This window comes from Nocardioides sp. QY071, assembly GCF_029961765.1.
Lineage (GTDB): Bacteria > Actinomycetota > Actinomycetes > Propionibacteriales > Nocardioidaceae > Nocardioides.
Genome location: NZ_CP124681.1, coordinates 4,584,757 through 4,609,985, shown reverse-complemented (window position 1 = coordinate 4,609,985; position 25,229 = coordinate 4,584,757). Strand labels below are relative to the sequence as shown.

Below are 25,229 nucleotides of genomic sequence, written 5' to 3'. Positions count from 1 at the left end.
CCCGCGCTGCCCCGACCTCTTGGTGAGGGGTTTCGGCTTCTCTTCACCCCCGGGTCACCCGCGGGCCACCGGGCACCGGCGCCGACGTCACCGGGCCCGTCGACCATGACTGCCCGTGCCCTCCCTCGACGACCGCCTGGTCGACCTCGTCGGCTCGCCCGGATTCGTGCCCGTGGCGTTCCTGCTCGCCTTCACCGCCGGTGCCGCGCACGCCGTCGGTCCCGGTCACGGCAAGAGCCTGGCGGCGGCGTACCTCGTCGGGGCGGACGGCAAGGTCCGTGACGCCGCGTGGCTGGGGGCCTCCGTCGCGGTCATGCACACCGTCTCGGTGCTCGTGATCGCGCTCGCCTGGACCTTCCTGTCGCTCTCGGACGTGGTCTCGATGCAGCGGCTGACCAGCGGGCTGCAGCTGGCAGCGGGGCTGATGGTGGTCGGCGTCGGGATCTGGCTGTTCCGGCGCCACCTCCGCGCGGGCCACGGTCATGGGCACGGGCACGGCCACGGGCACGGTCATGGGCACGGGCACGGCCACGGTCACGGTCAGCGGCACGGTCATGAGCCGAGCCGTCCCGGTCTGGTCCTGCTCGGCATGTCGGGTGGCCTGACGCCGTCCCCGGCGGCCTTCCTGGTGCTGGTGACCGGCATCTTCACCGGTCGCTCCGGGTTCGCGCTGCTCCTCGTCATCACCTTCGGGCTGGGCCTGGCCACGGTCCTGTTCGGCGTCGGCCTGCTCGCCCTGGCCGGGCGCAGCATCGTGGTCCGCGCCGCAGAGTCCCGGGCCCTGGTCACGGCCGTGTCCCGGGTCGCGCCGGTGCTCGCCGCCGCGAGCATCACCGTCATCGGCGGCGTGGTCACCACGGCTGCCGTCGGGCAGCTGGTGTCGGCGACATGAGCCTGGCCGCGCACCCGTTCGGCGACCCGCAGACCGTCTCGGTCGCCGGCGACCCGCACGATCCCGCCGTCGTCCACGTGACCTGGAAGGTCGGTGCCGCCGACGACCTCACCCTGCTCGGCATCCACCTCGGCGTGCTGCCCGAGGACCGGGTGATGCTCGACGGCGCCATCGACTACGACGACGGCGACGCCAAGCTCGTGCAGCAGGCGCCCGAGGTGCACACCTACCTGCTCGAGCACGTCACGGTGGCCAGCGGCGGCCGGGCCTGTCCCGGTCGCGTGGAGGCGTCGGGCGACCTGATCGCCGACGGCGCCGACCTGGTGTTCACCTGTCCGCGGCCGGCGGCGAGCGCCACCGTCACGGTGAGCACGCTGACCGACCTGCACCCGGCGTACCGCACCCTCGCGACGGGTCCGGACGGGCAGCACCAGGTGTACGGCGCCGACGCGCCCACCCACGACTGGTCCCTCGGCGAGCGCACCTCCATGACGACCAGCACGACCATCGCGACCAGCAGCACCGGCAGCACCGGCAGCAGCGCTGCCCTCCAGATCGGCGGTGTTCTCGGCGCCGTGCTCCTCGTCGCCGTCGCCGGGACCCGCGTGGCCCGGCAGCGGCGACGGGCAACTCCCACCCCCACCCCCAACCCCTGAGGAGACCCGTCGTGCCCGCACGACCGATGCGCAGGCTCCGGCTGCTCGCGACCTCCGTGGTCGCCGTGGCCCTCGCCTCGAGTGGCCTGCTGGCCACCTCGAGCCAGGCCGCGCCGCCCACCGCCGCGCCGCCCACCGCCGCGACGCTGCTGCCGGACGCCCCGGCGGCGGCGACCGCCGTACCGGCGCCGACCCCCGACGTCCTCGACGTCGCCTTCCCCGGCGGCGTCCCGACGGACGCTGCCCAGTCACTGGCGCCGATCACGTACGGCACCCCGACCTACGGGACCGACGCCAAGCAGGGCCCCGTCATGACGGTGGACGGCGTCGACGACGCCGTCGGGTTCCCGTTCGAGGACCAGTGGAGCAAGCTCACGACGGGCGTCAGCGTCGAGTGCGTGTTCCGCGTCGACACCACGATGCCGGTGTCCAACGAGAAGGACATGTGCTCCGACAAGGAGGCCGGCGGCATCTCGATGTACGTCACCGGCGGCAACCTCGGCTTCATGGCCCACATCGGCGGCGGCTACAAGAGCGCCCTGACGCCCATCGACGGCAACCGCTGGTACCACGCCGTCGCGACCTGGGACGGCAGCCAGATCCGGCTCTACGTCAACGGCCAGCTCGCCCAGACCACCGCCGCCTCGGGGGCGCTGACCTTCCCGGCAGCCACCGCCCGGCGCTTCGTCGTCGGCGCGGACGCCAGCCCCACCGGCGTCGGCCAGCCCGCCCCGCCCAGCACCTTCGCCGCCTCCGGCGTCTTCTCCCGCGCGGTCAGCGACGACGAGGTGAAGGCCCTCGCGGCGCAGTGGGACACCGCCGTCGAGACGCCGCAGGCCGACGTCCTCGACGTCGACTTCGCCGACGGCACCGCCAAGGACCGGGTCCGCGACCTCGCGGTCAAGACCTTCGGCAGCCCGACGATCGGCCACGACAACGCGCTCGACCGCGACGTGGTGACCCTCACCGGTGACGACGCCTACGGCTACGCGCTCACGCCGCACTGGGACCAGATCACCTCGGCGGTCAGCATCGAGTGCACCTTCCGGTACGACGGCCCGCTGCCCGCCGGCACCGAGGCGTCGGTCTGCTCCGGCAAGGAGGCCGGCGGCTACTCGATCTACGTCAACGAGGACAAGGTCGGCCTGATGGCCCACATCGGCGGCGGCTACAAGACCGCGCGCGCCGTGATCAGCGCCGGCCGCTGGTACCACGTCGTCGGCGTGTGGACCGGCACCGAGATCAAGCTGTACGTCGACGGCGTGCTCGCCGCGACCACGCCGGCCACCGGCGCGCTGACCCTGCCCAACGCCACGGCCCGTGCGTGGACCGTCGGCGCGGACTCCTCGCCCAACGCAGGCGCGCAGTTCTACACCAGGGGCAAGCTGGCCAACGCCCGCATCTACGGCCGCGCGCTCAACGACACCGAGGTCAGGGCGCTCGACATCGCCGCCTTCGGCGAGCACCCGGACGCCGGCGTCCGCCTCGACGCCTCCGTGCCGGCGGCGGGCGACCACCTCTCCTCGCCCGTCGAGCTCGACCTCGACATCGCGCACGAGGACAACGCCACGGGCTGGGTCTTCCTGCTCGACGGCGAGCCGGTCGCCGAGGGCGACCCCGTCGGCGCGGGCCTGCAGGCCGGCTCGCACAGGATCACCGCGACCGCCGTCGACGTGTTCGGCAAGCCGGTCTCCTTCGAGGTTCCGTTCGAGACCGACACCATCCCCTCGGGCGGCGGCACCGGGTCCGGCGAGGGCAAGGGCGTCGTCCAGCTCTCCGCGATCGCGACCAGCCCCGACGGCGGCGACGTCACGACGACCTTCCGCGAGGCCACCGCGACCGTCGCCGACGGCGGCGTCCAGGGTGTGGTGAAGAAGGTCCCGACCACGCTCGAGTTCGACCACGAGCAGGAGCAGCCGATCACCGGGCGCCTCGCGCCCGACGACGGCGACGCGACGGCCAGCGCCACCAGCGGCGACCTGCCGTTCCAGCGCTTCGACGTCCAGGTCGGCCCGGCCGTCACCGGCCAGCAGGTCGTGTGGAAGGGCGTCGTCGACCCGGAGCGGTCGGTGACCCTGCGGGCCTGGAACGCCCAGACCTCCGCGTGGGTCGAGCTCGCCACCGCGCGCGGTGTACGCGACGGCGACACCTTCCTCAACGCCGTGCTCCGCCCGGCGCTCGTCGACGGCGGCACCGTGCACCTGCTGGTGCTCGGCACCGACCCGTTCGCCGACGACCTCGCCCCGCGCGACGAGAAGGCCGCCAAGGACAAGGACGACTTCGAGAACCCCGACGACTACGACTTCTCGCTGGCCCACTTCACCGACACGCAGTACCTCGCTGAGGGCGCGGCCGGTGGCACCTACGACGACTGGGACGGCGTCGCCGAGCCGGCCGACCAGATGAAGGCCGAGGAGCAGGCGATCTGGGCGAAGGCCTACCGCGCCACCACCGACTGGATCGCCCAGCAGGCCGGGCCGCGCAAGATCGCCTGGGCCGGGCACACCGGTGACGTCATCGAGAACGACTACAACGACCCGCTCGCGACCAACGGCTCCGGCCAGCTCCTCTACCCGGGGCTGGACGACCAGGTCACCCGCGAGTTCGAGTTCACCTCCGGCGCCCAGGCCACGCTCGACGGCTCGGGCATCCCCAACCAGGTGATCGCCGGCAACCACGACAACCAGCTCGGCAACGAGACCGGTCCGACCTCGCGGTTCAACCGGTACTACGGTCCGGACCGCTACTACGCCGCCGCGCAGAGCTGGCCGAGCGGTGCGTCGTACCACGCCTGGGACGAGGCGACCGACAGCCAGGGCGCGGTCAGCACCCCCGGCCAGGACAACCAGAACAACTACGTCCTGTTCTCCGCAGGTGGCCTCGACTTCGTCGCGGTCGGCCTGTCGTACGGCGTCACGCAGCCCGAGGCGGACTGGGCCAGCTCGGTGTTCCAGCGCTACCCCGACCGCAACGGCATCCTGCTCACGCACGCCTACCTCGCGCCGTCGACGGCCAAGGACGGCCGCGGGGCGAGCTTCTCCGGCGACGGCTCGAAGCTGTACGACGAGGTGGTCAGCGCCAACCCGAACGTCTTCCTGATCCTGGCCGGCCACGAGCACGGCGTCGGGACCAACCTCAAGACGGGCGTCGGCGCGACGGTGCAGCACAACGTGGTCGAGCTGCTGGCGGACTACCAGTTCTACAAGGTGTCCGCGCGCGAGCTGTGGCCCGACAAGGTCGACGGGTCCGGCAACATCGACCTCGACGGCGACGGCGACACCGACCACAAGGCGAGCGACCTGCTCCAGTTCGGCGCCAGCTGGCTGCGGCTGCTGCAGTTCGACGTCGACCGTTCCGAGGTCAGCATCGACACCTACTCGCCGCACTTCGACAACTTCGGGGCGACCGAGTACGACGACCGCAAGCGCTACAACAGCGCCGAGGACAACCTGACCCTGCCGGTGGACCTCTCCAGCCGGAGCACGACCTTCTCGACCGACGGGCTGACCGTGGTGACCCCGACCGAGCGGGTCATCGGCGTACAGACGGCGAGGTCGGGCTGGCCGGCGACGGTCTCGTGGACCGGGCTCGCCGAGGGGGAGGTCTACGCGTGGACGGCCGAGAGCCGGACCGACGATGGTGAGCGGGTCGGCGCGATCCGCCAGTTCGGCACGGTGTTCCGGGCGAGCGCCGCCGGCACCGACACGAAGGCACCGACGCTCCAGGTGCCGGCCACGACGACGGTCCCGGTCGGTGGCGAGTTCGCCCCGCTCGACGGGGTGAGCGCGACCGACGACACCGACAGCGACGTCCTGATCCGGGTCGTCGGGGACGTCGACACGGGCACGGCGGGCACCTACGTGCTCACCTACGTGGCGGAGGACGACAACGGCAACCAGGTGATCGCCTCCCGTGTGGTCACGGTCGTCGAGCCGGTCGACTCCCGTGCGGTCACGACGGTCACGGTGGCCAACACGTCGGCCACCTTCGGCACCGACCTCGCGCTGACCGCGAAGGTCGGCCCGGCCGGCGCCACCGGGCAGGTCCGCTTCCTCAACGGAGAGGACGTGCTGTGCGAGGCGAGTGTCTCGGGCGGCGTCGCGACCTGCGTCGTACGGATGCTGCCGCCTCCGGGCGACCACGCGATCCTGGCGGTCTACGACGGCGACGACACCCACCGCGAGTCGCAGCGGTCCTTCGTGCTCGAGGTGGTCGACCCGGCCGCCAAGGCGGACCCGGGCCTGAGGGCGAAGGCGAAGAAGGCCTCGCTGGCGAAGGGGAAGCGGGTCGTGCTGAGGGCGAAGATCGCGGCCGGCGTGACCGGCCGGGTGGTGTTCAGGAGCGGCGGGCGCACCCTGTGCGTCGCGACGATCGACGACGGGGTCGCCACGTGCCGGGTGCGGCTCAAGCCCGGCCGCTGGAAGATCAGGGCGACGTACGCCGGAAGCGCGGCGTACGCGGCCGACAAAGCGGTGTTCACGGTGCGCAAGCGCTGAGTCCGCCCTGCTCCGATGACCGCCGCCCGCGGGACCGACCGGTCCCGTCGGGCGGCGGTCTCATTATCTGGATGTCCGTCTCATATTTCGAGAAGCGGAGTTCGTGGATCCGGGAAAGCCGCCTAGGCTCTTCCCCATGTCGACGACCCTGCTGCTGACCAAGCGGCGCGCGGTGGACAACTGCCGCGTCAGCTCGGCGCTGTGTCGACCCTGCTGACGGGTCTCTGAGCCTCCGGCACTCTGCCGCCTCTCCCGTCGTCTCCGTGGCGCTGTCGCGCGCCCAGGCGCCGTCCTGTGCGTTCGTCGTGCTGCTCTTCAGGGAGCAGGCGCCGCAGCACTGTCCGTCGTACCGCACCATCGCAACCACCAGAAGGAATCACCATGAGCCGCGAGAATTCGCTCGTCTCCACCCAGTGGGTCGAGGACAACCTCGGCACCGACAAGGTCGTCGTCATCGAGGTCGACGAGGACACCACGGCCTACGACAAGGGTCACATCAAGGGCGCCATCAAGCTCGACTGGACCACCGACCTCCAGGACCAGGTCCGTCGCGACTTCGTCAACAAGGAGCAGTTCGAGGCGCTCCTGTCCTCGCGTGGCGTCGCCAACGACGACACCGTGATCCTCTACGGCGGCAACAACAACTGGTTCGCCGCCTACGCCTACTGGTACTTCAAGCTCTACGGCCACCAGGACGTCAAGCTCATGGACGGCGGCCGCAAGAAGTGGGAGCTCGACAGCCGCGAGCTGACCGACGAGCTGCCCCAGCGCGCCGCGACCTCCTACACCGCCCAGGAGCAGGACCGCTCCATCCGCGCCTTCCGTGACGACGTCGTCGCCGCGATCGGTGCCCAGAACCTGGTCGACGTGCGCAGCCCCGACGAGTACGCCGGTCGCCTCCTCGCGCCGGCCCACCTCCCGCAGGAGCAGTCGCAGCGCGCCGGCCACATCCCGACCTCGGTCAACGTCCCGTGGAGCAAGAACGCCAACGACGACGGCACCTTCAAGTCCGACGCGGACCTGCAGGCGCTGTACGCCGAGGTCGGCTTCGACGAGGACAAGGACACCATCGCGCTGTGCCGCATCGGTGAGCGCTCCTCGCTGACCTGGTTCGTGCTGCAGGAGCTGCTCGGCAAGAAGAACGTCAAGAACTACGACGGCTCGTGGACCGAGTACGGCTCCCTCGTCGGCGTCCCGATCGCGCTCGGCGACGAGCCCGGTGACGCCTGATGTGCGGCGCGAAGGTCGGCGGCCTGTCGCTTGACGGCGTCAACGTCGCCAAGGAGGCCGTGATCCAGGGCCAGGTCGTGCGCGGCACCGGCGACGACGCCACCCCCGTGGCGAGCGCCTACGTCCGCCTGCTCGACAAGTCCGGCGAGTTCACCGCGGAGGTCCCGACCTCCGCCACGGGCCACTTCCGGTTCTTCGCCGGCGACGGCCAGTGGACCCTGCGGACCCTGGCCCCCAAGGCCGACCCGGTCGATCGCGTCGTCCAGGCGCAGACCGGCTCGGTCGCCGAGGTCCTCATCTCGCTCTGAGGACCTGAACGGAGGTCGAGGAGGTCGCGCAGCGACCGTCTCGAGACCAGTCGGCGGCGGTTCCCGGAATCCGGGGGCCGCCGCCGCGGTTGAAGGAGGATTGTGAACCCCGGACTCGTGTTGCTCCTGGCCGCCGTCGTCGTGGCGGTCGGCTTCGGGCTGTACCGCCGTCGTACCGACGGGACCTTCGCGACCCCGGCGGTCGAGGAGGCCGCGCAGCGACCGTCTCGAGACCCCGAGCCGACCGCGTGGTCGGCCGTCGCCGCCTCGGTGCCCGCGGCCGAGCTGGGGGAGCGGGCCACCCTGCTCCAGTTCTCCAGCGCGTTCTGCGCGCCCTGCCGCACCACCCGCGTGGTGCTGTCCGACGTCGCCGGCAAGCTCGACGGCGTCGCGCACGTCGAGATCGACGCCGAGGAGCATCTCGACCTGGTCCGCGCCCTCGACGTCCGTCGTACGCCCACGACGCTGGTCCTCGACCGCTTCGGGCACGAGATCACCCGTGCCGCCGGCGCCCCGCGCCGCGAGCAGGTCCTCGCCGCCCTCCCGACGCTCCAGGGGGCCTGATGTCCGCGACTGCTCCCATCGTCGCCGGCATCGACCCCCGCGGCCCCCGCTTCACCGCCGCGATCACCCTCGTCGTCTTCGCCGTCGCGTTGGTGCTGTCGGACGCGGCGCCCGGGGTGGCCGCCGTGATCACCGGCGTCCAGGCCGTCCTCTTCGCGATCGGTGCCGGACTCGGCGTCCAGAGGACCCCGACGGGAGTGCTCTTCCGCCGGCTGGTCCGGCCGAGGCTCGCCGCTCCCGACCACCTCGAGGACCCCGCCCCGCCCCGCTTCGCCCAGGCCGTCGGCCTGGTCTTCGCCGTCGTCGCCACCCTCGGCTTCGCCACCGGCGCCGTCCTCCTCGGCCAGGTCTTCGCCGCGCTCGCCTTCGTCGCGGCCTTCCTCAACGCTGTGTTCGCGTTCTGCCTCGGGTGCGAGCTCTACCTGCTGGGGTTGCGTTCTTTGCGTCGCATCTGACGAATGGGCTGTGTCTGAGGCTATTTCACAGCCCATTCGTCAGATGCGACGGCGGTGACGCAACCACTGTTCGCGCTGGTACGGCGTCAGGGCGAGTCGCGCGGCGACCGTGGAGGTGTCGACCCACCAGCCGGGCAGCTCGAGCGTCCATGAGCGGCTATCGGTGTTCGGCGCTGCCCGCTCGTAGGCGCCACGCAGCCGCTGCACGAAGAGCTCCCGCTCGCCGGCGCCGGCAAGGGTGCTGACCACCTCGATCCCGTGACGGCGCGCCAGGTCGTCGCGGGTGAGGTCGCGATTGCGCGTCCTGCGGCTGGCGTGGTCGTCGCCGTTGTACTCCCCGGCGATCGCAGCCTCCACGTCGAGCAGGTCGGGTGTGAAGAGATGGTTGCCTGCCCGGTCGAAGATCGGTGCATTGCACACCAGGTGACGTCGTGGGAACGCACCCTTCCACAGGAGGCGCGTGGTGACCTCTGTCGGCGACCAAGCGTTCTCGTCGCCGTGCTCGATGGCACGCTTGAGCCGCCGGGTTCCTGGGCGTGGGCCGAGGCGTGCCGCGTATCTCGTCAGTCCTGCCAGCGTGACCAGATCGTCGTACGCCGCCATGTCGACGTACCTCGTGGCCTCGAGGTCGTTCCGCGCGGTGCGCGCGAGGTGGGTCACCGAGCGGTTGGGCACGGTCACCGGTATGCCGTCGACCCAGGTCACGTCGTCGTCGAAGAGCCACTCCTCCATCAGGTGCGCTCCGCTCCGCGGCCGCGCAGTCTGTTGGTGACCGAGCGCTACCTGGACGTCCAGCGGGCGTCCGTCGGCGCCGTAGCCGTCGAACCAGTGGGCTCCCATCAGGTGAAGGCCGGCCCAACCGGTGACGGCAGAACCCTCCGGAAAGGGCACGAGAGCCTCGACGATGCGCTGGTCGGTCCGGTTCCGGTCGGTGCAGGACGGCACGTAGTACCACGGCGCGACCCTGGTCCATCGAGGCCCGCGGGCTTGCCCGCGCGTCGGTCCGCGCAGCCCGGTCGGGTCCACCCGCACGGGGGCCACGATCCCGTCCCGGGAGAGATGAGGCAGATCCATGCGACCGAGCATGATCAGGTTCGTGAGTCCGTGGGTTCGTCCTCCACAGGGGAGGGGTGCCGTGGAAGCGCGCATCTGACGAATGGGCTGTGAATCCTGCCGAATCGCAGCCCATTCGTCAGATGCGAGCCGAAAACGGAACCTCAGGGGGTCTCGAGGAGCACCGTGAACGGGCCGTCGTTGACCGAGCTCACCTTCATGTCCGCGCCGAACACTCCACGCTGGACGGGGGTTCCGGCCGCCTCCAACGCCGCGCACACCGCGTCGTAGACCGGCTCGCTGACGGCCGCCGGCGCGGCGGCGATCCAGGTGGGGCGGCGGCCCTTGCGGGCCTCGCCGTACAGCGTGAACTGGGAGACCACCAGCGCGGGTCCGCCCGTGTCACCGAGCGACTGCTCGTCCGCGAGGATGCGCAGGTCGCGGATCTTGCGGGCCATCCAGGCGACCTCGGCGGCGCCGTCGGTGTGGGTGACGCCCAGGTAGACCAGCAGGCCGGGCGCGTCGATGGCGCCGACGACCTCGCCGTCGACGACGACGGAGGCGGAGCTGACCCGCTGGAGCACGGCGCGCACTAGTCGACGACCTCGGCGACCAGCTCGGCCACGAGCTTCTGCTCCTCGGCGTAGGGGTGCCAGATCAGCGCCTTCTTGCCGGGGGTGGGCTTGATGCCCGCGATCCACGGGTCTTCGGAGCAGATGTCGTGGCCGCGAGTCGGCGTCGCCGTGTCGACGTACGTCGCGCCGCCCGCCTCGGCTGCGGCCTCGGCGGACGCGTTGAGGCTCTCCACGACGCCGCGCACCAAGGGCAGGTCGCCCTTGGCGATGCCGAGGTTCGCGCAGGTGTCCTGCTCGGGGAAGATCGTGGGGTAGCCGACCAGCACGACCTGGGCCTTCGGAGCCCGTTCGGTGACCGCCTCGATGACCGCGGTGAGGCGCGCGGTGATCTGCGCCAGTGCTGCCTCGGTGCTGTTGGCGCCGGCCGCGGCGTCGGCGTCGGTGCAGGGCGTGCCGGTGGGATCGGCCATGCCGAGCTGCACGCACTTCACGAAGACCCGGATGGAGAGGGCGAAGTCGTTGAACCCGAGCCCGATCGTGACCAGGTCGGTGCTCGCGTCGACGGCCTCGACCTGCGGCGGCAGCCTCTTCCCGAGCGCGTCGTACTCGCCCAGTACCGCCTCGGTCGGGGCCCCGGAGCAGCTGACATCGGTCAGCTCGAGGTCCAGGTCCTCGGCGAGCAGGTGGGGATAGTTGTCCTTCGAGCGCCGGCACGCGGCGGGCGGGTCGGCGCGACCGACGCCGGGGGCGGCGGCGTAGGAGTCGCCGAGGGCGACGTACTCGCGCTTCGGACCGGACGACTTCTCGCAGGCGCTGAGCGTGACCGCCATGGCGGCCGCCAGGAGCAGGGCGGAGGAGCGACGCATGGGAGAACCTTCTCAGTAGACGAGCGCCTGCACGTCCTCACCCAGGACTTCCTCGACGAACACCGGCGCCCCCGCGATGCGTACGCCGGCCAGCAGGTCCGGCTCCGACAGCGAGCGCCGCGCCGCGCACTGCGCGCACACGGTCACCGAGCCGGTCGCCAGGACGGCGTCGATCAGGTCGGGCAGCGGCGTCGCGAGCGGCAGGTCGAGCTCGGCGGCCCGGCCGGGGACGGCCAGCCAGGCGGCCTCCCCGGTCAGCCAGAGCGAGACCGGGACGCCCGAGACGGCGGCCGCGGCGGCCACGGTGAAGGCCTGGTTGCAGCGCTCCGGGTCGTCGGCTCCGCAGGTGACCTTCACGACGAGGCTGCGCGACATGGGTCAGAGCCTACGCAGTCCCTAGGGAAGCGCTGATCGATGGCGCCTGCTGCGCGCCGCGATGCGCGCACGCTGGCGGCGTTGCAGACGCTCGACGTGCGCCCAGCATGTCTTCGCGCCTGCGCCTTGCCATCGCACGCGCCTCGCGACGCTCGCGACGTCGCCATCGATCAGCGATTCCCTAGACTGGTCGATCGTGGCCTTCGAACTTCCCGACAACCTGCACCCCAACTGCGGACCGATCGCGTGGATGCTCGGCACGTGGCGTGGCAACGGCCACGGCGACTACCCGACGATCGACTCGTTCCAGTTCGGCCAGGAGCTGATCTTCACCCACGACGGGCGCCCGTTCTTCCACTACATGGCGCGCTCCTGGATCATCGACGAGAACAACGAGAAGGTCCGCGACGCCGCCATCGAGACCGGGTTCATCCGGGGCGTCGGCGAGGGCCGCTTCGAGATCCTGCTGACCCACAACACGGGCATCGCGGAGATCTGGGAGGGCGAGGCCGCCGACGGCAAGTTCGAGTGGACCACCGACGCGGTGGCGCGCACCGAGACCGCCAAGGAGTACGTCGCCGGCAAGCGCCTCTACGGCAACGTCGAGGGCGACCTGCTCTATGCGTTCGACATGGCCGCGATGGGCCAGCCGCTCCAGCCGCACCTGTGGGCGAGGCTCAAGCGTGCCTGATCACCGCCCCGGGGACTCCCGAGGCACGAGGGAGGACCCGGGCTCGGCGGGGAGGTCGAGGAGCGCCGCGGGCGAGGAACGAGGCCGCGACGCGCGTCTCGAGACCAACGACTGGCGCGCAGCCCTCCGTGAGAAGGGCTACCGCCTCACGCCCCAGCGCGAGCTGATCCTCGGTGCGGTCGACGCGCTCGGCCACGCCACCCCCGACGAGGTGCTGGCCCACGTCCAGCAGACGGTGAGCACGATCAACGCCTCCACCGTCTACCGCACGCTCGAGGTGCTCGAGGAGCTGGGCCTGATCCGGCATGCGCACCTGTCCGACCGCGCCCCGACGTACCACTCGACGCGGGGCCACGTGCACTTCCACCTCGTGTGCCGCGGCTGCGGCGACGTGATCTCCGTGGACGAGGCCGAGGCGGCGCCGTTCGTCGCCGCTCTCGCCACCCGGGGGTTCGTCCCGGACCTCGGCCACCTGACCGTCTTCGGGCGCTGCGCCCGCTGCGAAGGAGCGACCCCGTGACCACCGTGCTGACCTACGGCACCTTCGACCTGTTCCACATCGGCCACCTGCGGCTGATCGAGCGCCTCGCCGGGCTCGGCGACCGCCTGGTCGTGGGCGTCTCGACCGACGAGTTCAACGCCGGCAAGGGCAAGAGGTCCGTCGTGTCCTACGACGACCGGGCCGCCATCGTGGGCGCCATCAAGGGCGTCGACCTGGTGCTGCCGGAGCGGTCCTGGGACCAGAAGCGCGCCGACATCGTCGAGCACGGCGTCGACCTGTTCGTGATGGGCGACGACTGGGCCGGGAAGTTCGACGACCTCTCCGACGTTTGCGAGGTGAGGTACCTGCCGCGCACCTCGGGTGTGTCGAGCACCGAGATCAAGGAGATGCTCCGCACGCTCGACCCGGCACACATCGAGGAGATGCAGGCAGCCCTCGGCACCCTCACCCGCCTCCTCGAGCACTACCGGGACCTCACATGACCACCCAGCCGACCCGCACCAGCCCCCTTCTCGACCTCCCCGGCGCCGTCGCCGGCGAGGGCATCGACGCCGGAGTCGCGGCCCACTACGGCAGCCTGTACGGCGAGCAGCGCGCCCTCGTGGCCGGCGAGGGCTTCGTCGACCTCTCGCACCGCGACGTGCTCCGCGTCACCGGTCCCGACCGGCTGACCTGGCTGCACTCGCTCACCACGCAGTACTTCGAGGGCCTGCCCGCCGGCCAGTGGGTCTCCGCGCTGGTGCTCTCGCCACAGGGGCACGTCGAGCACGCCTTCACCGGCGTCGACGACGGCGAGGCCTTCACCGCCCACACCGAGCCCGGTCGCGCGGGCGCGCTGGTGGAGTTCCTCGAGCGGATGAAGTTCATGATGCGCGTCGAGATCACCGACGCGACCGGCGACGTCGCCGTCGCCTGGCGCCCGGTCGGCGAGGGCCGCTACGACCTGGTGCCGCGCGACCAGCTGGCGTCGTACGCCGAGGCGGCGGGGCCGGCCGCGGGTCTGTGGGCCTTCGAGGCGCTGCGCATCGAGCGCGGCGAGCCGCGCTTCGGCATCGACACCGACGAGCGCACCATCCCCAACGAGGTCGGCTGGCTGGGGGTCGACCAGGCTCCATCCTGGGCGGCCGCCGTACACATGGACAAGGGCTGCTACCGCGGCCAGGAGACGGTCGCCCGGGTGCACAACCTGGGCAAGCCGCCCCGTCGGCTGACCCTGCTCCACCTCGACGGCTCCGAGAACCGGCTCCCGACGCCCGGCACCGAGGTGCTGCCCGAGGGCGGTGGCCGCGCGGCCGGCGTCGTCGGCTCCTCGGCCCGCCACCACGAGCTCGGCCCGATCGCGCTCGCCCTGGTCAAGCGCAACACCGACGTCGCCGCGCAGCTCGTCGTCGACGGGCTGCCCGCCGCTCAGGAGGTCGTGGTCGACCCCGAGGTCGGGCTGCACTTCCGTCCCCAGCGCTGACCCGGACCCGCTCAAACCGTTCGATCGAACGGCTTGAGCGGGTTCAGACGCCGAAAACCCGCTCAATCCGTTCGATCGAACGGTTTGAGCGGGTTCCGGCGTACGACGCGTGCGTCAGCCGTTGATCATGCCCGCGCCGACGGTCACGCCGGTCGCCTCGTCGATCAGGATGAACGAGCCGGTGGTGCGGTTCTTGGAGTACGGGTCGCACAGCAGCGGCACGGTGGTGCGCAGCGTGACGCGGCCGATCTCGTTGACGCCGAGCTCGTTGGTCGCCTGGTCGCGGTGCAGCGTGTTGACGTCGAGGCGGTACTGAATGTCCTTGACCAGCGCGCGGCCCGTGCGGGTCGTGTGCTTGATCGCCAGCTTCTGCCGCGGCTGCAGCGGGGCGGTGGTCATCCAGCAGACCATCGCGTCGATGTCCTGGCTGGGGACGGGGGCGTTCTTGACCCGGGCGATCATGTCGCCGCGCGACACGTCGACGTCGTCCTCGAGGTGGACCGTCACGCTCATCGGCGGGAAGGCCTCGGAGATCTCCTTGTCGAACAGGTCGATCCTGGCGATCTTGGAGGTCATCCCGGAGGGCAGTACGACGACCTCGTCGCCCGGCTTGAGGACACCGCCGGCGACCTGGCCGGCGTACCCGCGGTAGTCGTGGAACTCGTCCGACTTGGGCCGGATGACGTACTGCACCGGGAAGCGGGCGTCGATCAGGTCGCGGTCGGAGGCGACGTGCACGTGCTCGAGGTGGTGCATGAGCGTGGGACCGGAGTACCACGGCATGTTCTCGGAGCGGGTCACCACGTTGTCGCCCTGGAGCGCTGAGATCGGGATGACCTCGAGGTCGGGCACGTTGAGCTTCGTGGCGAACTGGGTGAACTCGCGGTAGATGTTCTCGTAGATCGACTGGTCGAAGTCGACGAGGTCCATCTTGTTGACCGCGAGCACGAGGTGCGGGACGCGGAGCAGCGAGAGGATCACCGCGTGCCGGCGGGACTGCTCGGTGAGGCCCTGGCGGGCGTCGACGAGCACCAGGCCGAGGTCGGCGGTGGAGGCGCCGGTGACCATGTTGCGCGTGTACTGCACGTGGCCCGGGGTGTCGGCGATGATGAACTTGCGGTTGGGCGTCGCGAAGTAGCGGTAGGCCACGTCGATGGTGATGCCCTGCTCGCGCTCGGAGCGCAGGCCGTCGGTCAGCAGCGCGAGGTCGGTGTAGTCGTAGCCCTTCGCCTCGCTGGTGGCCTCGACCGCCTCGAGCTGGTCCTCGAAGATCGACTTCGAGTCGAGCAGCAGGCGCCCGATCAGGGTGGACTTGCCGTCGTCGACCGAGCCGGCGGTCGCGAAGCGCAGGAGATCCATGTTCGTGCCGGCCATCAGAAGTAGCCCTCCTTCTTGCGGTCCTCCATGGCAGCCTCGGAGAACCGGTCGTCGCCGCGGGTCGCGCCGCGCTCGGTCTTGCGGGCCACGGCGACCTCGTCGATGATCTCGGCGATCGTCGACGCGGTGCTCTCGACGCAGCCGGTCAGGGTGATGTCGCCGCAGGTGCGGAACCGGACGGTCCGCTCCTCGACGACCTCGCCCTCGCGCAGCGGGTTCAGCGGGGTCTCACTCATCAGCATGCCGTCGCGCACGAACACGCGGCGCTGGTGGGAGTAGTAGATGCTCGGGATCTCGATGCCCTCGCGGCCGATGTAGTCCCAGACGTCCAGCTCGGTCCAGTTGGAGATCGGGAAGATCCGCATGTGCTCGCCCTCGTGCAGGCGGCCGTTGTAGAGGCTCCACAGCTCGGGACGCTGGTTCTTCGGGTCCCACTGGCCGAACTCGTCGCGGTGGGAGTAGACGCGCTCCTTGGCGCGGGCCTTCTCCTCGTCGCGACGCCCGCCACCGAACGCGGCGGTGAAGCCGTTCTCCTCGATGGCGTTGAGCAGCGTGGGGATCTGGAGGCGGTTGCGGCTGATCTTCGCGGCGTCCGGGATGATCCCGTTCTTGATCGCGTCGTCGATGCTCGCCACCACGAGGTTCACGCCGAGCCGGCTGACCCAGCGGTCGCGGGTCTCCATGACCTCGGGGAAGTCCAGGCCGGTGTCGACCTGGAGGATCGAGAACGGGATCTTCGCCGGGTAGAAGGCCTTCTCGGCCAGCCGCAGCATGACGATGGAGTCCTTGCCGCCCGAGAACATCAGCACGGGCTTCTCGAACTCGGCGGCCACCTCCCGGAAGATGTGGATCGACTCGGCTTCCAGCTGGTCCAGCTGGCTGAGCCGGTAGTCGCTGTGGGTCTGGGACATGGTCCGCATCGTGCCATGCACGACCTGTCACCGGGACATCCGAGCGGTCTTGCTAGACAAATCGACGAGTTTTGCGCGAGAAGTGTCTAGGGTCAGGTCCGTGGCCGCCGACTTCGTCGCCCGTCTGGGCTCCCGGGGAACCGTCCCCGGCGAGGTGCGGACCGCCTGGGACGTCGAGCGGTACGTCGCCGCGACCGCCCGCACCGTGACCGACGACGAGCTGCGGCGCATCACGCGGCGGGCGCGCGCGGTGCGTCGTACCGATCCCGGACGGCTGGCCGCGCTGCTGGTCGCGCTGGCGGACCCCCCGATGGGCGAGCTCAACAAGGCCCGGCTGGGCGCCACGGCCGGGATACCGCCCACCACGCTGCAGCCGTACGTCGACGTGCTCGTCGAGATCGGGGTCCTCCGACTGCTGCCCGGAAGCCGGTCGGCGGCGGCCAAGCGGGCCATCGGCCGCCCCCAGGTGGTCTTCGACGACCCGGCCCTGGCCCGGCACCTCGCCGGCCGCACGCCCGCCGAGCTCGTCGCCTTCTCGGGCCGCAGCGACCTGGCGCCGCTGCTGCGCACGCTGGTCGCGGCCGAGCTGCTCCGGCAGCAGGAGACCAGCGCGGTCGAGCACCGGGTGGCCTACCTGCGCGAGCGCAACGGCCTCGAGGTCGACCTGGTCCTCGAGCTGCCCGACGACAGCCTCTACGGCATCGAGGTGCGCACCGCCGCGAGCCTGCGTCCCCACCAGTTCAGCTCGCTGCACGCGCTCGCCCGGCGCGCGGGTGGGCGGTTCCGGGGCGGCGTCGTGCTCAACACCGCGCATCGAGGACACGTGTACGGACCGCGGCTGTGGAGCCTCCCGATCGCCACCCTGTGGGACCAGTGAACGCCCCGACACTGGTCTCCTGACCGTCACCGGACCGTCACCCGCACACCCGCGTCCGTTCAGGGACCGCGCCCAGCCTCGAAGCATGAAGATCACCGTGGTGGGGGCCGGCTACGTCGGCCTGTCCAACGCCGTGCTGCTCGCGCAGCACAACGACGTGTGGGTCCTCGACGTCGACGCCGCCAGGGTCGAGGCCGTCAACGAGCGTCGCTCGCCGATCGTCGACCGCGAGCTCGAGGAGCACCTGCGCCGCCCCGAGCTCTCGCTGCGGGCGACCCGCGACGCGGGGGCGGCGTACGCCGACGCGTCGTACGTCATCGTCGCGACGCCGACGAACTACGACCCCGAGACCGACCGCTTCGACACCTCGACCGTCGAGCGCGTGACGAAGGCGGCGCTGGCGGCGAACCCGGCGGCGAGCGTGGTCGTCAAGTCGACCGTGCCGGTCGGCTACACCAAAACCCTGCGCGAGAGCCACCCCGGCGCCTCGATCCTGTTCAGCCCGGAGTTCCTGCGCGAGGGCCGCGCGCTGCACGACAACCTGCACCCGTCGCGGATCGTGGTGGGCTCCGACACCGAGCCGGGCCGGCTGTTCGCCAAGCTGCTGCTCCAGGGCGCGGTCGAGGACGACGTCCCTGTGCTGTTCACCGGCTCCACGGAGGCCGAGGCGATCAAGCTGTTCGCCAACACCTACCTCGCGCTCCGGGTGGCGTACTTCAACGAGCTCGACACCTACGCCGCCACGCACGGCCTCGCGACCCGCCAGATCATCGAGGGCGTCGGCCTCGACCCGCGCATCGGCGGGCACTACAACAACCCGTCCTTCGGGTACGGCGGCTACTGCCTCCCGAAGGACACCCGCCAGCTGCAGGCCAACTACCGCGACGTCCCGCAGAACCTCATCAGCGCGATCGTCGATGCGAACACCACCCGCAAGGACTTCATCGCCGACGACGTCCTGCGCCGCGGCCCGAAGGTCGTCGGCATCCACCGGCTCACCATGAAGGCGGGCTCGGACAACTTCCGCGAGTCGGCCGTCCAGGGCGTGATGAAGCGGATCAAGGCCAAGGGCGTGAAGGTCGTCGTCTTCGAGCCCGAGCTCGACCAGAAGCGGTTCTTCGGATCCAAGGTGATCAAGGACCTCGAGACCTTCAAGGAGAAGGCCGACGTGATCATCGCGAACCGTCGTACCGACGCCCTCGACGACGTCGCGGACAAGGTCTACACGCGCGACGTCTACGGCCGCGACTAGGTCCAGCCCGGCCACCCGATGTGACTACGGGGTGTCCGCCGATCAGAGGACGGATCGGGCGGGGACGCGGGGGTACCGTGGAGGCAGTTCTAGGGGGACTGCCATGGAGATGCTGATCGGAGTCGCGGGCGCGACGTGGGTCGCTGCCGCCGCCGTGTTCACGTTCGGGCTGGCGCGTGCCGCTGCCCACGAGCGGTCGTTCTTCGCCGAGGAGCACCGCCCGCTCGGCCTGGTCGGCTGATCCCGGAGGTTCGAGGCTCGTCGCTGGCGCTCCTCGCACCTCAACCGCCGCGGCTCAGGCGCGCGAGCGCCTCTTGTCGCGGCTGCTGCCGAAGGACTCGATCTCGGCGACGGTCGGCGCGCCGAACATCGGCATCCCGAGCCGCTTGCGCAGCAGGCCCCACACGAACGGCACCAGGACCAGCATCGCGACGCCGATCGCGGCGACCAGTACGGCCTCCAGGGTCTCGTGGCCCTCGCCGAACGGGTGCAGGCCGGCCTTGAACAGCAGGGCCACGCCCGACATGGTCAGCACGATCACGATGCCGCGCCGGATGAACGACTGAGGCACCCGCGGCGCGAGCCGGGACCCGAGCAGGGTGCCGGGGACCGAGCCGACGACCAGCGGGATGACCAGGTCCCACTCGAGGCCGTGGATGGCGATGTTGGCCAGCGCGGCGCTGAGCACCAGCGGCACGGCCTGGACCAGGTCGGTCCCGACCAGGCGCACCGCCGACAGACCCGGGTAGAGCATGAGCAGCGCGATCATGATGACCGAGCCCGAGCCGACGCTGGTGACACCGACGAGCAGGCCGCCCAGCATGCCGACGAGCAGCGTCGCGACCGGCCGGATCCGCGGGTTGTCCTCGGGCAGCGCGCCGCCCCGGCGTACCCGCTTGAGGTTGATGTAGAGGCGCAGGGCGTACGTCGACGCGGCGAACAGCAGCGCGATGCCGATGCAGAGCTTGAGCGTGTTCTCCAGATCGCTCGGGTCCTCGGTGACCGCCTTGACCAGCCACGGCCCGACGAAGGCCATCGGGACCGAGCCGAGGATCAGCCAGCCCGCCAGGCGCAGGTTCGGCGATCCCTCCTTGGCGTGGGTGAGCGCGCCGCCCGTCTTGTAGACCGCCGCCGCGGTCAGGTCGGCGGTCACGATCGACGCCGTGTGGCCGACCCCCAGGAAGATCAGCGCGGGCGTCATCAGCGCGCCGCCGCCCATCCCGGTCAGCCCGACGACGATGCCGACGAGGAAGCCGGCGGCCGCGATGGAGAGCGCGGTCAGGGTGAGGAGATCGTCCACTTACAGCTCGCCTGTCTGTGCGGTGGTCGGGTCCGCCGGCGGGAGCGCCAGGCGGCGCAGCACGGCCAGGAGGAGGGCGTCGATCTGGTCGGCCGAGACCTCCGCCGCCGCCTTGCCCCGCCGGTAGGGGTCGCGGATGTCGTGGTGGTCGGCGGTCCCCGCCCGGCGGTGGCCGACGGCGGTCACCAGCTCGGCTCCGTGGAGGTCGGCGTCGACCCGCTCGACCGACTCGGCGAACTGAGCGAGCGTGAACGCCTTGCGGAACGCGCCCGGCACCTCCTCGAGCACGAACTGCCGGTGCGAGGCCTCGGCGGTCAGCACCAGGTCGGCGGCCTCGATCAGGTCGTCGCTCAGCGGCCGGCTGGCGAAGCCGTTGAGCAGCTCGGCGCTCACCCCGCGCTCGGCGAGCACCTCGGCCATGGTGCGGTCGACGCGGTGCGCGTTGAAGCCGTGGGTGCCGGCGCTGGCGAACTCGATGCCGCTGTCGCTGCCGGCCAGGGTCCGCGAGCGGAGCTCCATGTACGGCGAGCGGCAGATGTTCGCCGTACAGACGAAGAGCACCCGCAGCGGGCGGGTCCCGCCGGCCGCGGTCCGGGCGCCGGTCGGCTCGTCGTCGGCGGCCTCGGTGACGGCGTCGGGGCCGGCGGACACGATCTCCGCGATCTCGGGCTCCGGCGCGGCGGGCGGCTCCGGCGCGGCGGGCGGCTCGGCAGAGGTGAGGTCGACGTACCCGGCCGCGCGCAGCGCCAGCACGACATCCTCGAGGGCCTCCTCGATCGTGCGGCCGGTGGTGTCGACGCGTACGTCGGCGTCGTCCGGCTCCTCGTAGGGCGAGGAGATGCCGGTGAACTCGGGGATCTCGCCGCGGCGCGCCTTGGCGTACAGGCCCTTGCGGTCGCGGCGCTCGCACTCCTCGAGCGGCGTCGCGACGTGGACGAGGAAGAACGCGCCGCCGGCCTGGTCGACCATCGCGCGCACCTGCCGGCGGGTCTCGTCGAAGGGGGCGATCGGGCTGCAGACCGCGATCCCGCCGTGGCGGGAGATCTCGGCGGCCACCCAGCCGATCCGGCGGATGTTGGTCTCGCGGTCCTCCTTGGAGAAGGTGAGACCCGCGGACAGGTTGCGGCGCACGACATCGCCGTCGAGGCTGGTCAGGGTCCGGCCGCCGTGCTCGAGCAGGCGGTCCATCAGCGCCTGGGCGAGGGTCGACTTGCCGCTGCCCGACAGGCCCGTGAAGAACAGCACCAGGCCCTGCCGGTCGAGGCGTGGGCGCTCCGCCTCGGCGATGTCGGCGAGGCCGGGGAGGAGGTGGCCGCCGTACGCGAGCTCGACGACCGGGTCGGTGTCGGCGTACGACGTCAGCACGGAGATGCGCAGCGCCGGGTCGGCGAGCGAGGCATGGTCGGCCAGCGGTACGGCGACCACCGCGGCGTCGATCGCCTCCGCGACCCGCAGTGTCGCGCGGAGCAGCCCGACCGGGCTGACCGCCGGGGTGCCGGCGCCGACGAGCGCGAGCAGCACGACCGGGCCGAGCCCGCGCAGCTGCTCGACCTGGACGTCGGTCATCAGGTCGGTGACGGGGACGAAGGTGCGCCCGGCGTACTGCTCCCGCACGGCGGCGGGCGACAGGTGCAGGCGGCGGAACGGGCCGAACTGGGCGTGCGTCAGGGGCGTCACGGCGAGGCCGCGCAGCACGCTGGAGACCCGGGCGAGGGGCAGTCCCTCGGGGTCGACCAGCTCGACCTCGTTGCCCTCGTCGAGGTGCGTGAGGAGCTCGTCGGGCAGCGAGAGCGTGAGCGGGCTGCCCGGCTCGTTGTACCCGCGGATCGGGTCGGCCGCTCCGGACGTCAGCAGCTCGAGGTCGTCGAGCTCGCGCTGCGTCGGGCAGTGCTGGGGCAGGGGCGGGCGTGACACACGGGTGATCGTACAGAGTCGAGTGAGTTGATCCGATTTGAACAGTGAAAGTTGGGACCGGCCTGCTCGCGAGTGGGCAAAGAGCTTGTGAACGAGTTCACGCCCCAGGTGCTTGCACTCTGCTAACTATTGCTAGCACCATGGTGACCATGGCCAAGGGCAAGGTGGGGAAGACCGTCGGGTCGCTCGGTGACTACCTCAAGGAGCAGCGGGTGTCCGCCCGTCTCTCCTTGCGGCAGCTCGCCGACCAGGCGGGCGTCTCCAACCCGTACCTGAGCCAGATCGAGCGAGGGCTCCGCAAGCCGTCGGCCGAGGTGCTGCAGCAGATCGCCAAGGCCCTGCGGATCTCCGCCGAGCAGCTCTACATCAGGGCCGGGATCCTCAGCCCTGATGACGGCGTGGGGGGATCGGTCGAGCTCGCGATCGTGAGCGACACCGGTCTCACCGAGCGACAGAAGCAGTCGCTCCTCGATGTCTACGCATCGTTCCTCGCGCTCAACGCGGCCGACACGGATGGCTCCGCCGCGGCCGCAGTGGCGCAGGAGGACGCGCCGACCAACACCGAGACGGACTCTGACGCCGTCGCCAACGAAGGGTGAAACCAGCAATGCCGAAGCTCGAGCTCCCGAAGATCGAGATCCCGACCATCGACCTCAAGAAGGTCGACCTCCCCGAGATCCCCGCGGCTGCCGCGAAGCCGATCTACGCCGGCGTCGGTGTGATCGACCTCGCCGTCGAGGAGGTCAAGACCTACGTCGCCGACGTGCAGGCCAAGGCCATCGCCTACGTCGCCGACGTGCAGAAGGACGTCACCGCCCGCGTCAGCGAGGTGCAGAGCACGGTCAAGGGCTTCGAGCTCCCCGAGCCCAAGAGCCTGCAGGGCAAGGCCGTCGCCACCTTCGCCGAGCGCCGCACCCAGGCCGAGGCCCGCATCGCCGGCATCCAGGCCGACGCCAAGGCCCTCCCGGCCAAGGTCCAGAGCAGCGTCAAGGGTGCGTACGACGAGAACGTCGCCACCGCCACCGCGCTCTACGCCGACCTCGCCAAGCGCGGCGAGGGCGTCGTCGTGAAGCTGCGCACCGGCGAGGCCCCCAAGGCCGCTGCCCCGGCCACGAAGGCTCCCGCCGCGAAGAAGGCCCCCGCCAAGAAGGCGCCGGCTGCGAAGAAGGCCGCTCCGGCCAAGAAGGCCCCGGCCAAGAAGGCTCCCGCCGCCAAGAAGGCCCCGGCCAAGAAGGCCACCCCGGCCAGCTGAACCGGTCGAGCACGAACGGCCCCGAGGCGACTGCCTCGGGGCCGTTCTGCACGTTCAGGCCGAGCGTTGCCCGATCAGGTGCCCCTTGACCAGGGTCATGTCGGACTCCAGGGCTCCGAGCCGGTGGCCGACGTCGCTGAACCTCGCCTCCATCAGCTCACCGGAGCGGTCGAAGCGGTCGTCGATCTTGGTGTCGAGGGCGGCGAACCGGGCGTCCATCTTCGACTCGAGATCCCCGAACCGCGCGTCCACGGCGGCGAACCGGGTGCTCATCGTGGACTCGAGCGCGTCGGTACGGAGGTCCTGGCGGTCGAACCTGGCCAGCATCTCGCGTCGTAGCGAGCCGATCGACCACTGCTGAACGCCCAGCATGATGCTGGCGAACACTGCGATCAGCGTCCACACCTGCGGTTCGTTCACGGGGCTCACCTCGTCATTGTGCGTCGGTGGCGCCAGCCTGTCATCCAGGCGCGTCCCGGGCGCTCGGTGGGCGAGTCGCCTGTGGAGGAGCGGCGGTGGCAGCGGGGCTGGGGACGACCGTCGGCGCGGCGGGGTGCTGTGGAGGCCGGTGGGACTGGCGGGAATCGCGATGTCGCCGTGGTGGAGGCGCCAACTACGCTGGGGCCATGAGCGATGCCTTCGTCCCCCCGCTGCCGTCCTGGCTCGGCGCGGGAGCCGACATCGAGGCGTGGATCTTCGTCGGCGTCTCGTTCGCGCTGCTCGCCATCAAGATCTTCGCCTTCGTCAGCGCCATCCTGTACTCCGCGGAGTCGTACTCCGCCGCCGACAAGATGTCCAAGGCCGCCTGGTGCGCGATCCTCGGCGTGGGCCTGCTGATCCAGGTCGTGCCGGTACCGCTGAGCCTGGTCAACCTGGCGCTGCTGGTCGCGGCGCTGGTCTACCTCGCCGACGTCCGCCCGGCGCTCGCCGGCCTGCGGCGCCGCTGACCGGATCAGAGCAGGTCGAACAGCTGGCCCCGGGTGTCGGTGGCCGGCACGAACGCCTGGGCGATCTCGCCCGTGCCGGCGACCCGCAGCTCGCCGTCGCCGTCGTCGGCGTACGCCACGTCGCCGCGGCGCAGGCGGAGCACCTCGTCGCGCCGGTTGGCCAGGGCCACCTCGCCGCCGGTGCAGACCAGCAGCCGCGGGCCCGAGGCCGGGAGTACGACGCCCGCCGGGTCGGCCGGCGAGCTCTGGGTGACCGACAGCGCGAAGTCGTCGCTCGGGCTGAACACGTCGGTGGAGTAGTTGAAGACGATCGGCTCGACGCGGGCCGCCCGCGAGGTGCCCTCCTCGAGGCAGCGGACGAGGCCGTGCGGGTCGACGTGCTTGGTGGTGAGCCCGGCGCGCAGCACGTTGTCGGAGGACACCATCACCTCCAGGCACATCCCGCGCAGGTGGGCGTGGATGATCCCCGTCGCGAGGTACGCCGCCTCGCCGGCCTGCAGCGTGAGCCGGTTCATCAGCAGGGAGATGAGGACGCCCACGTCGCCGGGGTAGGACTCGGAGAGCTCGACCGCGGTCTCGAAGGCGCGCTTGACGTCGCGGCCGGCGTCGAGCGCCTTCTGGCAGGCCTGGGCGACCTCGGCCACGACCGCCGCGTCCGGCGGCGCCGCGAGCAGACCCTCGATCAGCCGCACGATGCCCGGGAAGCCGCTGTTCTCGACCAGGCCGGCCATCAGGTCATCGGCGAGCGGGTGGTCCAGCGCGTCGAGCAGCCGCATGATCTCGGACGTACGGCGCAGCCCGACCAGGGTGTCGAAGGTCGACAGCGCGTAGACCATCTCCGGCTTGGGGTGCGGGTCCTTGAAGACCCGCTCGGGCGCGTCGATCGCGATCCCGGCCTGCTCCTCGGCCGCGAACCCGGCGGCGGCGCGGAGGGCGTCGGGGTGCACCTGGATCGACAGCGGCCGGTCCGCGGCGAGCACCTTGAGCATGAACCCCAGCTCGCCGGAGACCTCGGTCAGCGGCCGCGTGGCGCCGGATGTGTCGACCACCCGGGCGGCGCCGAGCGGGTGCGTGCCGACCCACACCTCGGCGATGCGCCGTCCGTCGGCATCGCGGCGCAGGAACCCCGGGATGGCGTCGGCGGAGCCCCAGTCGTAGGACCGGGTGGCGCAGTCGAGCGCGAGCAAGGAGACCTCCTGGGGGAGCGGCGGACACGAGGACTTTACTGGCGGGTCACGAACGGCGCCGTGCATCGCCCGATCCCGGTCGTCCCG

At 71.2% G+C, this 25,229-nt stretch carries 27 protein-coding genes; 17 read left to right on the top strand and 10 right to left on the bottom strand.

What is annotated here, in order from left to right:
• Window positions 1–115 precede the first annotated feature (115 nt).
• The 7 genes from QI633_RS22305 to QI633_RS22275 all read left to right on the top strand — a co-directional run bounded on the left by QI633_RS22305 (window position 116) and on the right by QI633_RS22275 (window position 8,601).
• Window positions 116–892: a cobalt transporter gene (locus QI633_RS22305; protein WP_282427109.1), complete on the top strand. Its 777-nt coding sequence runs from the start codon at window positions 116–118 to the stop codon at window positions 890–892.
• The gene (locus QI633_RS22300; RefSeq protein ID WP_282427108.1) at window positions 889–1,548 is read left to right on the top strand and encodes a hypothetical protein; all 660 of its coding nucleotides are present in this window, start codon (window positions 889–891) and stop codon (window positions 1,546–1,548) included. Before QI633_RS22305 ends, QI633_RS22300 begins: the two co-directional genes overlap by 4 nt.
• 11 nt (window positions 1,549–1,559) lie before the next feature.
• Complete coding sequence (locus QI633_RS22295) at window positions 1,560–6,044, top strand: LamG-like jellyroll fold domain-containing protein (protein ID WP_282427107.1); 4,485 nt, start codon at window positions 1,560–1,562, stop codon at window positions 6,042–6,044.
• A 381-nt stretch (window positions 6,045–6,425) separates the two neighbouring features.
• A complete protein-coding gene (locus QI633_RS22290) occupies window positions 6,426–7,274 on the top strand; it encodes a sulfurtransferase (protein WP_141797318.1) in 849 nt (282 codons plus the stop codon).
• Window positions 7,274–7,582 carry a DUF1416 domain-containing protein gene (locus QI633_RS22285; RefSeq protein ID WP_141797319.1) on the top strand — a complete coding sequence of 103 codons (309 nt, stop codon included), beginning with the start codon at window positions 7,274–7,276 and terminating at the stop codon, window positions 7,580–7,582. The genes QI633_RS22290 and QI633_RS22285 overlap by 1 nt, the downstream gene beginning before the upstream one ends.
• Before the next feature lie 102 nt (window positions 7,583–7,684).
• Window positions 7,685–8,146 (top strand): thioredoxin family protein, encoded by a 462-nt coding sequence (locus QI633_RS22280; RefSeq protein ID WP_141797320.1) that lies wholly within the window; start codon window positions 7,685–7,687, stop codon window positions 8,144–8,146.
• Window positions 8,146–8,601 (top strand): DUF4395 domain-containing protein, encoded by a 456-nt coding sequence (locus QI633_RS22275; protein WP_282427106.1) that lies wholly within the window; start codon window positions 8,146–8,148, stop codon window positions 8,599–8,601. The genes QI633_RS22280 and QI633_RS22275 overlap by 1 nt, the downstream gene beginning before the upstream one ends.
• 39 nt (window positions 8,602–8,640) lie before the next feature.
• Here the strand turns inward: QI633_RS22275 and QI633_RS22270 are convergent, their stop codons facing one another.
• From QI633_RS22270 to QI633_RS22255, 4 genes are all read right to left on the bottom strand, one after another.
• Complete coding sequence (locus tag QI633_RS22270; RefSeq protein WP_282427105.1) at window positions 8,641–9,333, bottom strand: hypothetical protein; 693 nt, start codon at window positions 9,331–9,333, stop codon at window positions 8,641–8,643.
• Between the two features lie 485 nt (window positions 9,334–9,818).
• On the bottom strand, window positions 9,819–10,247 hold the full coding sequence (gene dtd / locus QI633_RS22265) for a D-aminoacyl-tRNA deacylase (RefSeq protein WP_141797323.1): 429 nt from the start codon (window positions 10,245–10,247) through the stop codon (window positions 9,819–9,821).
• A complete protein-coding gene (locus tag QI633_RS22260; protein ID WP_282427104.1) occupies window positions 10,247–11,095 on the bottom strand; it encodes an SGNH/GDSL hydrolase family protein in 849 nt (282 codons plus the stop codon). The genes dtd and QI633_RS22260 overlap by 1 nt, the downstream gene beginning before the upstream one ends.
• A 12-nt stretch (window positions 11,096–11,107) precedes the next feature.
• A complete protein-coding gene (locus QI633_RS22255; RefSeq protein ID WP_141797325.1) occupies window positions 11,108–11,470 on the bottom strand; it encodes a DsrE family protein in 363 nt (120 codons plus the stop codon).
• Window positions 11,471–11,666: 196 nt separating this feature from the next.
• Here QI633_RS22255 and QI633_RS22250 point away from each other — a divergent pair, with 196 nt between their 5' ends.
• Genes QI633_RS22250 through QI633_RS22235 form a run of 4 tightly spaced genes read left to right on the top strand, consistent with a single transcriptional unit; the run spans window position 11,667 to window position 14,125 of the window.
• A complete protein-coding gene (locus tag QI633_RS22250; RefSeq protein WP_141797326.1) occupies window positions 11,667–12,161 on the top strand; it encodes an FABP family protein in 495 nt (164 codons plus the stop codon).
• The gene (locus QI633_RS22245) at window positions 12,154–12,681 is read left to right on the top strand and encodes a Fur family transcriptional regulator (protein WP_260805780.1); all 528 of its coding nucleotides are present in this window, start codon (window positions 12,154–12,156) and stop codon (window positions 12,679–12,681) included. Before QI633_RS22250 ends, QI633_RS22245 begins: the two co-directional genes overlap by 8 nt.
• Entirely contained in the window at window positions 12,678–13,145 is a 468-nt protein-coding gene (locus QI633_RS22240) for an adenylyltransferase/cytidyltransferase family protein (RefSeq protein WP_141797328.1), read from the top strand. The genes QI633_RS22245 and QI633_RS22240 overlap by 4 nt, the downstream gene beginning before the upstream one ends.
• Window positions 13,142–14,125, top strand: coding sequence for a folate-binding protein (locus QI633_RS22235; protein WP_282427103.1), 984 nt, complete (start codon window positions 13,142–13,144; stop codon window positions 14,123–14,125). Before QI633_RS22240 ends, QI633_RS22235 begins: the two co-directional genes overlap by 4 nt.
• Before the next feature lie 114 nt (window positions 14,126–14,239).
• Here the strand turns inward: QI633_RS22235 and QI633_RS22230 are convergent, their stop codons facing one another.
• Window positions 14,240–15,499 carry a GTP-binding protein gene (locus QI633_RS22230; RefSeq protein ID WP_141797330.1) on the bottom strand — a complete coding sequence of 420 codons (1,260 nt, stop codon included), beginning with the start codon at window positions 15,497–15,499 and terminating at the stop codon, window positions 14,240–14,242.
• Window positions 15,499–16,413 (bottom strand): sulfate adenylyltransferase subunit CysD, encoded by a 915-nt coding sequence (gene cysD, locus QI633_RS22225; protein ID WP_141797331.1) that lies wholly within the window; start codon window positions 16,411–16,413, stop codon window positions 15,499–15,501. Before cysD ends, QI633_RS22230 begins: the two co-directional genes overlap by 1 nt.
• Window positions 16,414–16,513: 100 nt before the next feature.
• Between cysD and QI633_RS22220 the strand changes: the two genes are divergently transcribed.
• The 3 genes from QI633_RS22220 to QI633_RS22210 all read left to right on the top strand — a co-directional run bounded on the left by QI633_RS22220 (window position 16,514) and on the right by QI633_RS22210 (window position 18,783).
• The gene (locus QI633_RS22220) at window positions 16,514–17,290 is read left to right on the top strand and encodes a DUF4143 domain-containing protein (RefSeq protein WP_282427102.1); all 777 of its coding nucleotides are present in this window, start codon (window positions 16,514–16,516) and stop codon (window positions 17,288–17,290) included.
• Window positions 17,291–17,375: 85 nt separating this feature from the next.
• A complete protein-coding gene (locus QI633_RS22215) occupies window positions 17,376–18,542 on the top strand; it encodes a nucleotide sugar dehydrogenase (protein ID WP_282427101.1) in 1,167 nt (388 codons plus the stop codon).
• A gap of 103 nt (window positions 18,543–18,645) precedes the next feature.
• A complete protein-coding gene (locus tag QI633_RS22210; protein WP_160158174.1) occupies window positions 18,646–18,783 on the top strand; it encodes a hypothetical protein in 138 nt (45 codons plus the stop codon).
• Window positions 18,784–18,837: 54 nt separating this feature from the next.
• Here QI633_RS22210 and QI633_RS22205 read toward each other — a convergent pair whose 3' ends face one another.
• Window positions 18,838–19,842 (bottom strand): sulfite exporter TauE/SafE family protein, encoded by a 1,005-nt coding sequence (locus tag QI633_RS22205; protein WP_141797334.1) that lies wholly within the window; start codon window positions 19,840–19,842, stop codon window positions 18,838–18,840.
• Window positions 19,843–21,756, bottom strand: coding sequence for an adenylyl-sulfate kinase (gene cysC / locus QI633_RS22200; protein ID WP_282427100.1), 1,914 nt, complete (start codon window positions 21,754–21,756; stop codon window positions 19,843–19,845).
• 149 nt (window positions 21,757–21,905) lie between these two features.
• On the opposite strand from cysC, the gene QI633_RS22195 reads away from it, so the two are divergent.
• Both QI633_RS22195 and QI633_RS22190 read left to right on the top strand, forming a co-directional pair.
• Complete coding sequence (locus QI633_RS22195; RefSeq protein ID WP_141797336.1) at window positions 21,906–22,355, top strand: helix-turn-helix transcriptional regulator; 450 nt, start codon at window positions 21,906–21,908, stop codon at window positions 22,353–22,355.
• Between the two features lie 8 nt (window positions 22,356–22,363).
• Window positions 22,364–23,008, top strand: coding sequence for a hypothetical protein (locus QI633_RS22190; protein WP_186348222.1), 645 nt, complete (start codon window positions 22,364–22,366; stop codon window positions 23,006–23,008).
• Window positions 23,009–23,062: 54 nt separating this feature from the next.
• Here QI633_RS22190 and QI633_RS22185 read toward each other — a convergent pair whose 3' ends face one another.
• A complete protein-coding gene (locus QI633_RS22185; protein WP_282427099.1) occupies window positions 23,063–23,428 on the bottom strand; it encodes a hypothetical protein in 366 nt (121 codons plus the stop codon).
• A 206-nt stretch (window positions 23,429–23,634) separates the two neighbouring features.
• On the opposite strand from QI633_RS22185, the gene QI633_RS22180 reads away from it, so the two are divergent.
• Window positions 23,635–23,955, top strand: a complete 321-nt coding sequence (locus QI633_RS22180) for a DUF2516 family protein (protein ID WP_141797338.1) — start codon at window positions 23,635–23,637, stop codon at window positions 23,953–23,955.
• 5 nt (window positions 23,956–23,960) lie between these two features.
• Here the strand turns inward: QI633_RS22180 and manA are convergent, their stop codons facing one another.
• Window positions 23,961–25,142 carry a mannose-6-phosphate isomerase, class I gene (gene manA / locus QI633_RS22175; protein WP_282427098.1) on the bottom strand — a complete coding sequence of 394 codons (1,182 nt, stop codon included), beginning with the start codon at window positions 25,140–25,142 and terminating at the stop codon, window positions 23,961–23,963.
• Window positions 25,143–25,229: the final 87 nt, after the last annotated feature.

Coding starts and splice junctions, on each gene's coding strand:
- QI633_RS22235 (WP_282427103.1), top strand. CDS start 13,142: ATGACCACCCAGCCGACCCGCACCAGCCCCCTTCTCGACCTCCCCGGC.
- QI633_RS22230 (WP_141797330.1), bottom strand. CDS start 15,499: ATGGCCGGCACGAACATGGATCTCCTGCGCTTCGCGACCGCCGGCTCG.
- QI633_RS22190 (WP_186348222.1), top strand. CDS start 22,364: ATGCCGAAGCTCGAGCTCCCGAAGATCGAGATCCCGACCATCGACCTC.
- QI633_RS22260 (WP_282427104.1), bottom strand. CDS start 11,095: ATGCGTCGCTCCTCCGCCCTGCTCCTGGCGGCCGCCATGGCGGTCACG.
- QI633_RS22210 (WP_160158174.1), top strand. CDS start 18,646: ATGGAGATGCTGATCGGAGTCGCGGGCGCGACGTGGGTCGCTGCCGCC.
- QI633_RS22290 (WP_141797318.1), top strand. CDS start 6,426: ATGAGCCGCGAGAATTCGCTCGTCTCCACCCAGTGGGTCGAGGACAAC.
- QI633_RS22215 (WP_282427101.1), top strand. CDS start 17,376: ATGAAGATCACCGTGGTGGGGGCCGGCTACGTCGGCCTGTCCAACGCC.
- QI633_RS22270 (WP_282427105.1), bottom strand. CDS start 9,333: ATGGAGGAGTGGCTCTTCGACGACGACGTGACCTGGGTCGACGGCATA.
- QI633_RS22255 (WP_141797325.1), bottom strand. CDS start 11,470: ATGTCGCGCAGCCTCGTCGTGAAGGTCACCTGCGGAGCCGACGACCCG.
- QI633_RS22180 (WP_141797338.1), top strand. CDS start 23,635: ATGAGCGATGCCTTCGTCCCCCCGCTGCCGTCCTGGCTCGGCGCGGGA.
- QI633_RS22300 (WP_282427108.1), top strand. CDS start 889: ATGAGCCTGGCCGCGCACCCGTTCGGCGACCCGCAGACCGTCTCGGTC.
- cysD (WP_141797331.1), bottom strand. CDS start 16,413: ATGTCCCAGACCCACAGCGACTACCGGCTCAGCCAGCTGGACCAGCTG.
- QI633_RS22285 (WP_141797319.1), top strand. CDS start 7,274: ATGTGCGGCGCGAAGGTCGGCGGCCTGTCGCTTGACGGCGTCAACGTC.
- QI633_RS22195 (WP_141797336.1), top strand. CDS start 21,906: ATGGCCAAGGGCAAGGTGGGGAAGACCGTCGGGTCGCTCGGTGACTAC.
- QI633_RS22275 (WP_282427106.1), top strand. CDS start 8,146: ATGTCCGCGACTGCTCCCATCGTCGCCGGCATCGACCCCCGCGGCCCC.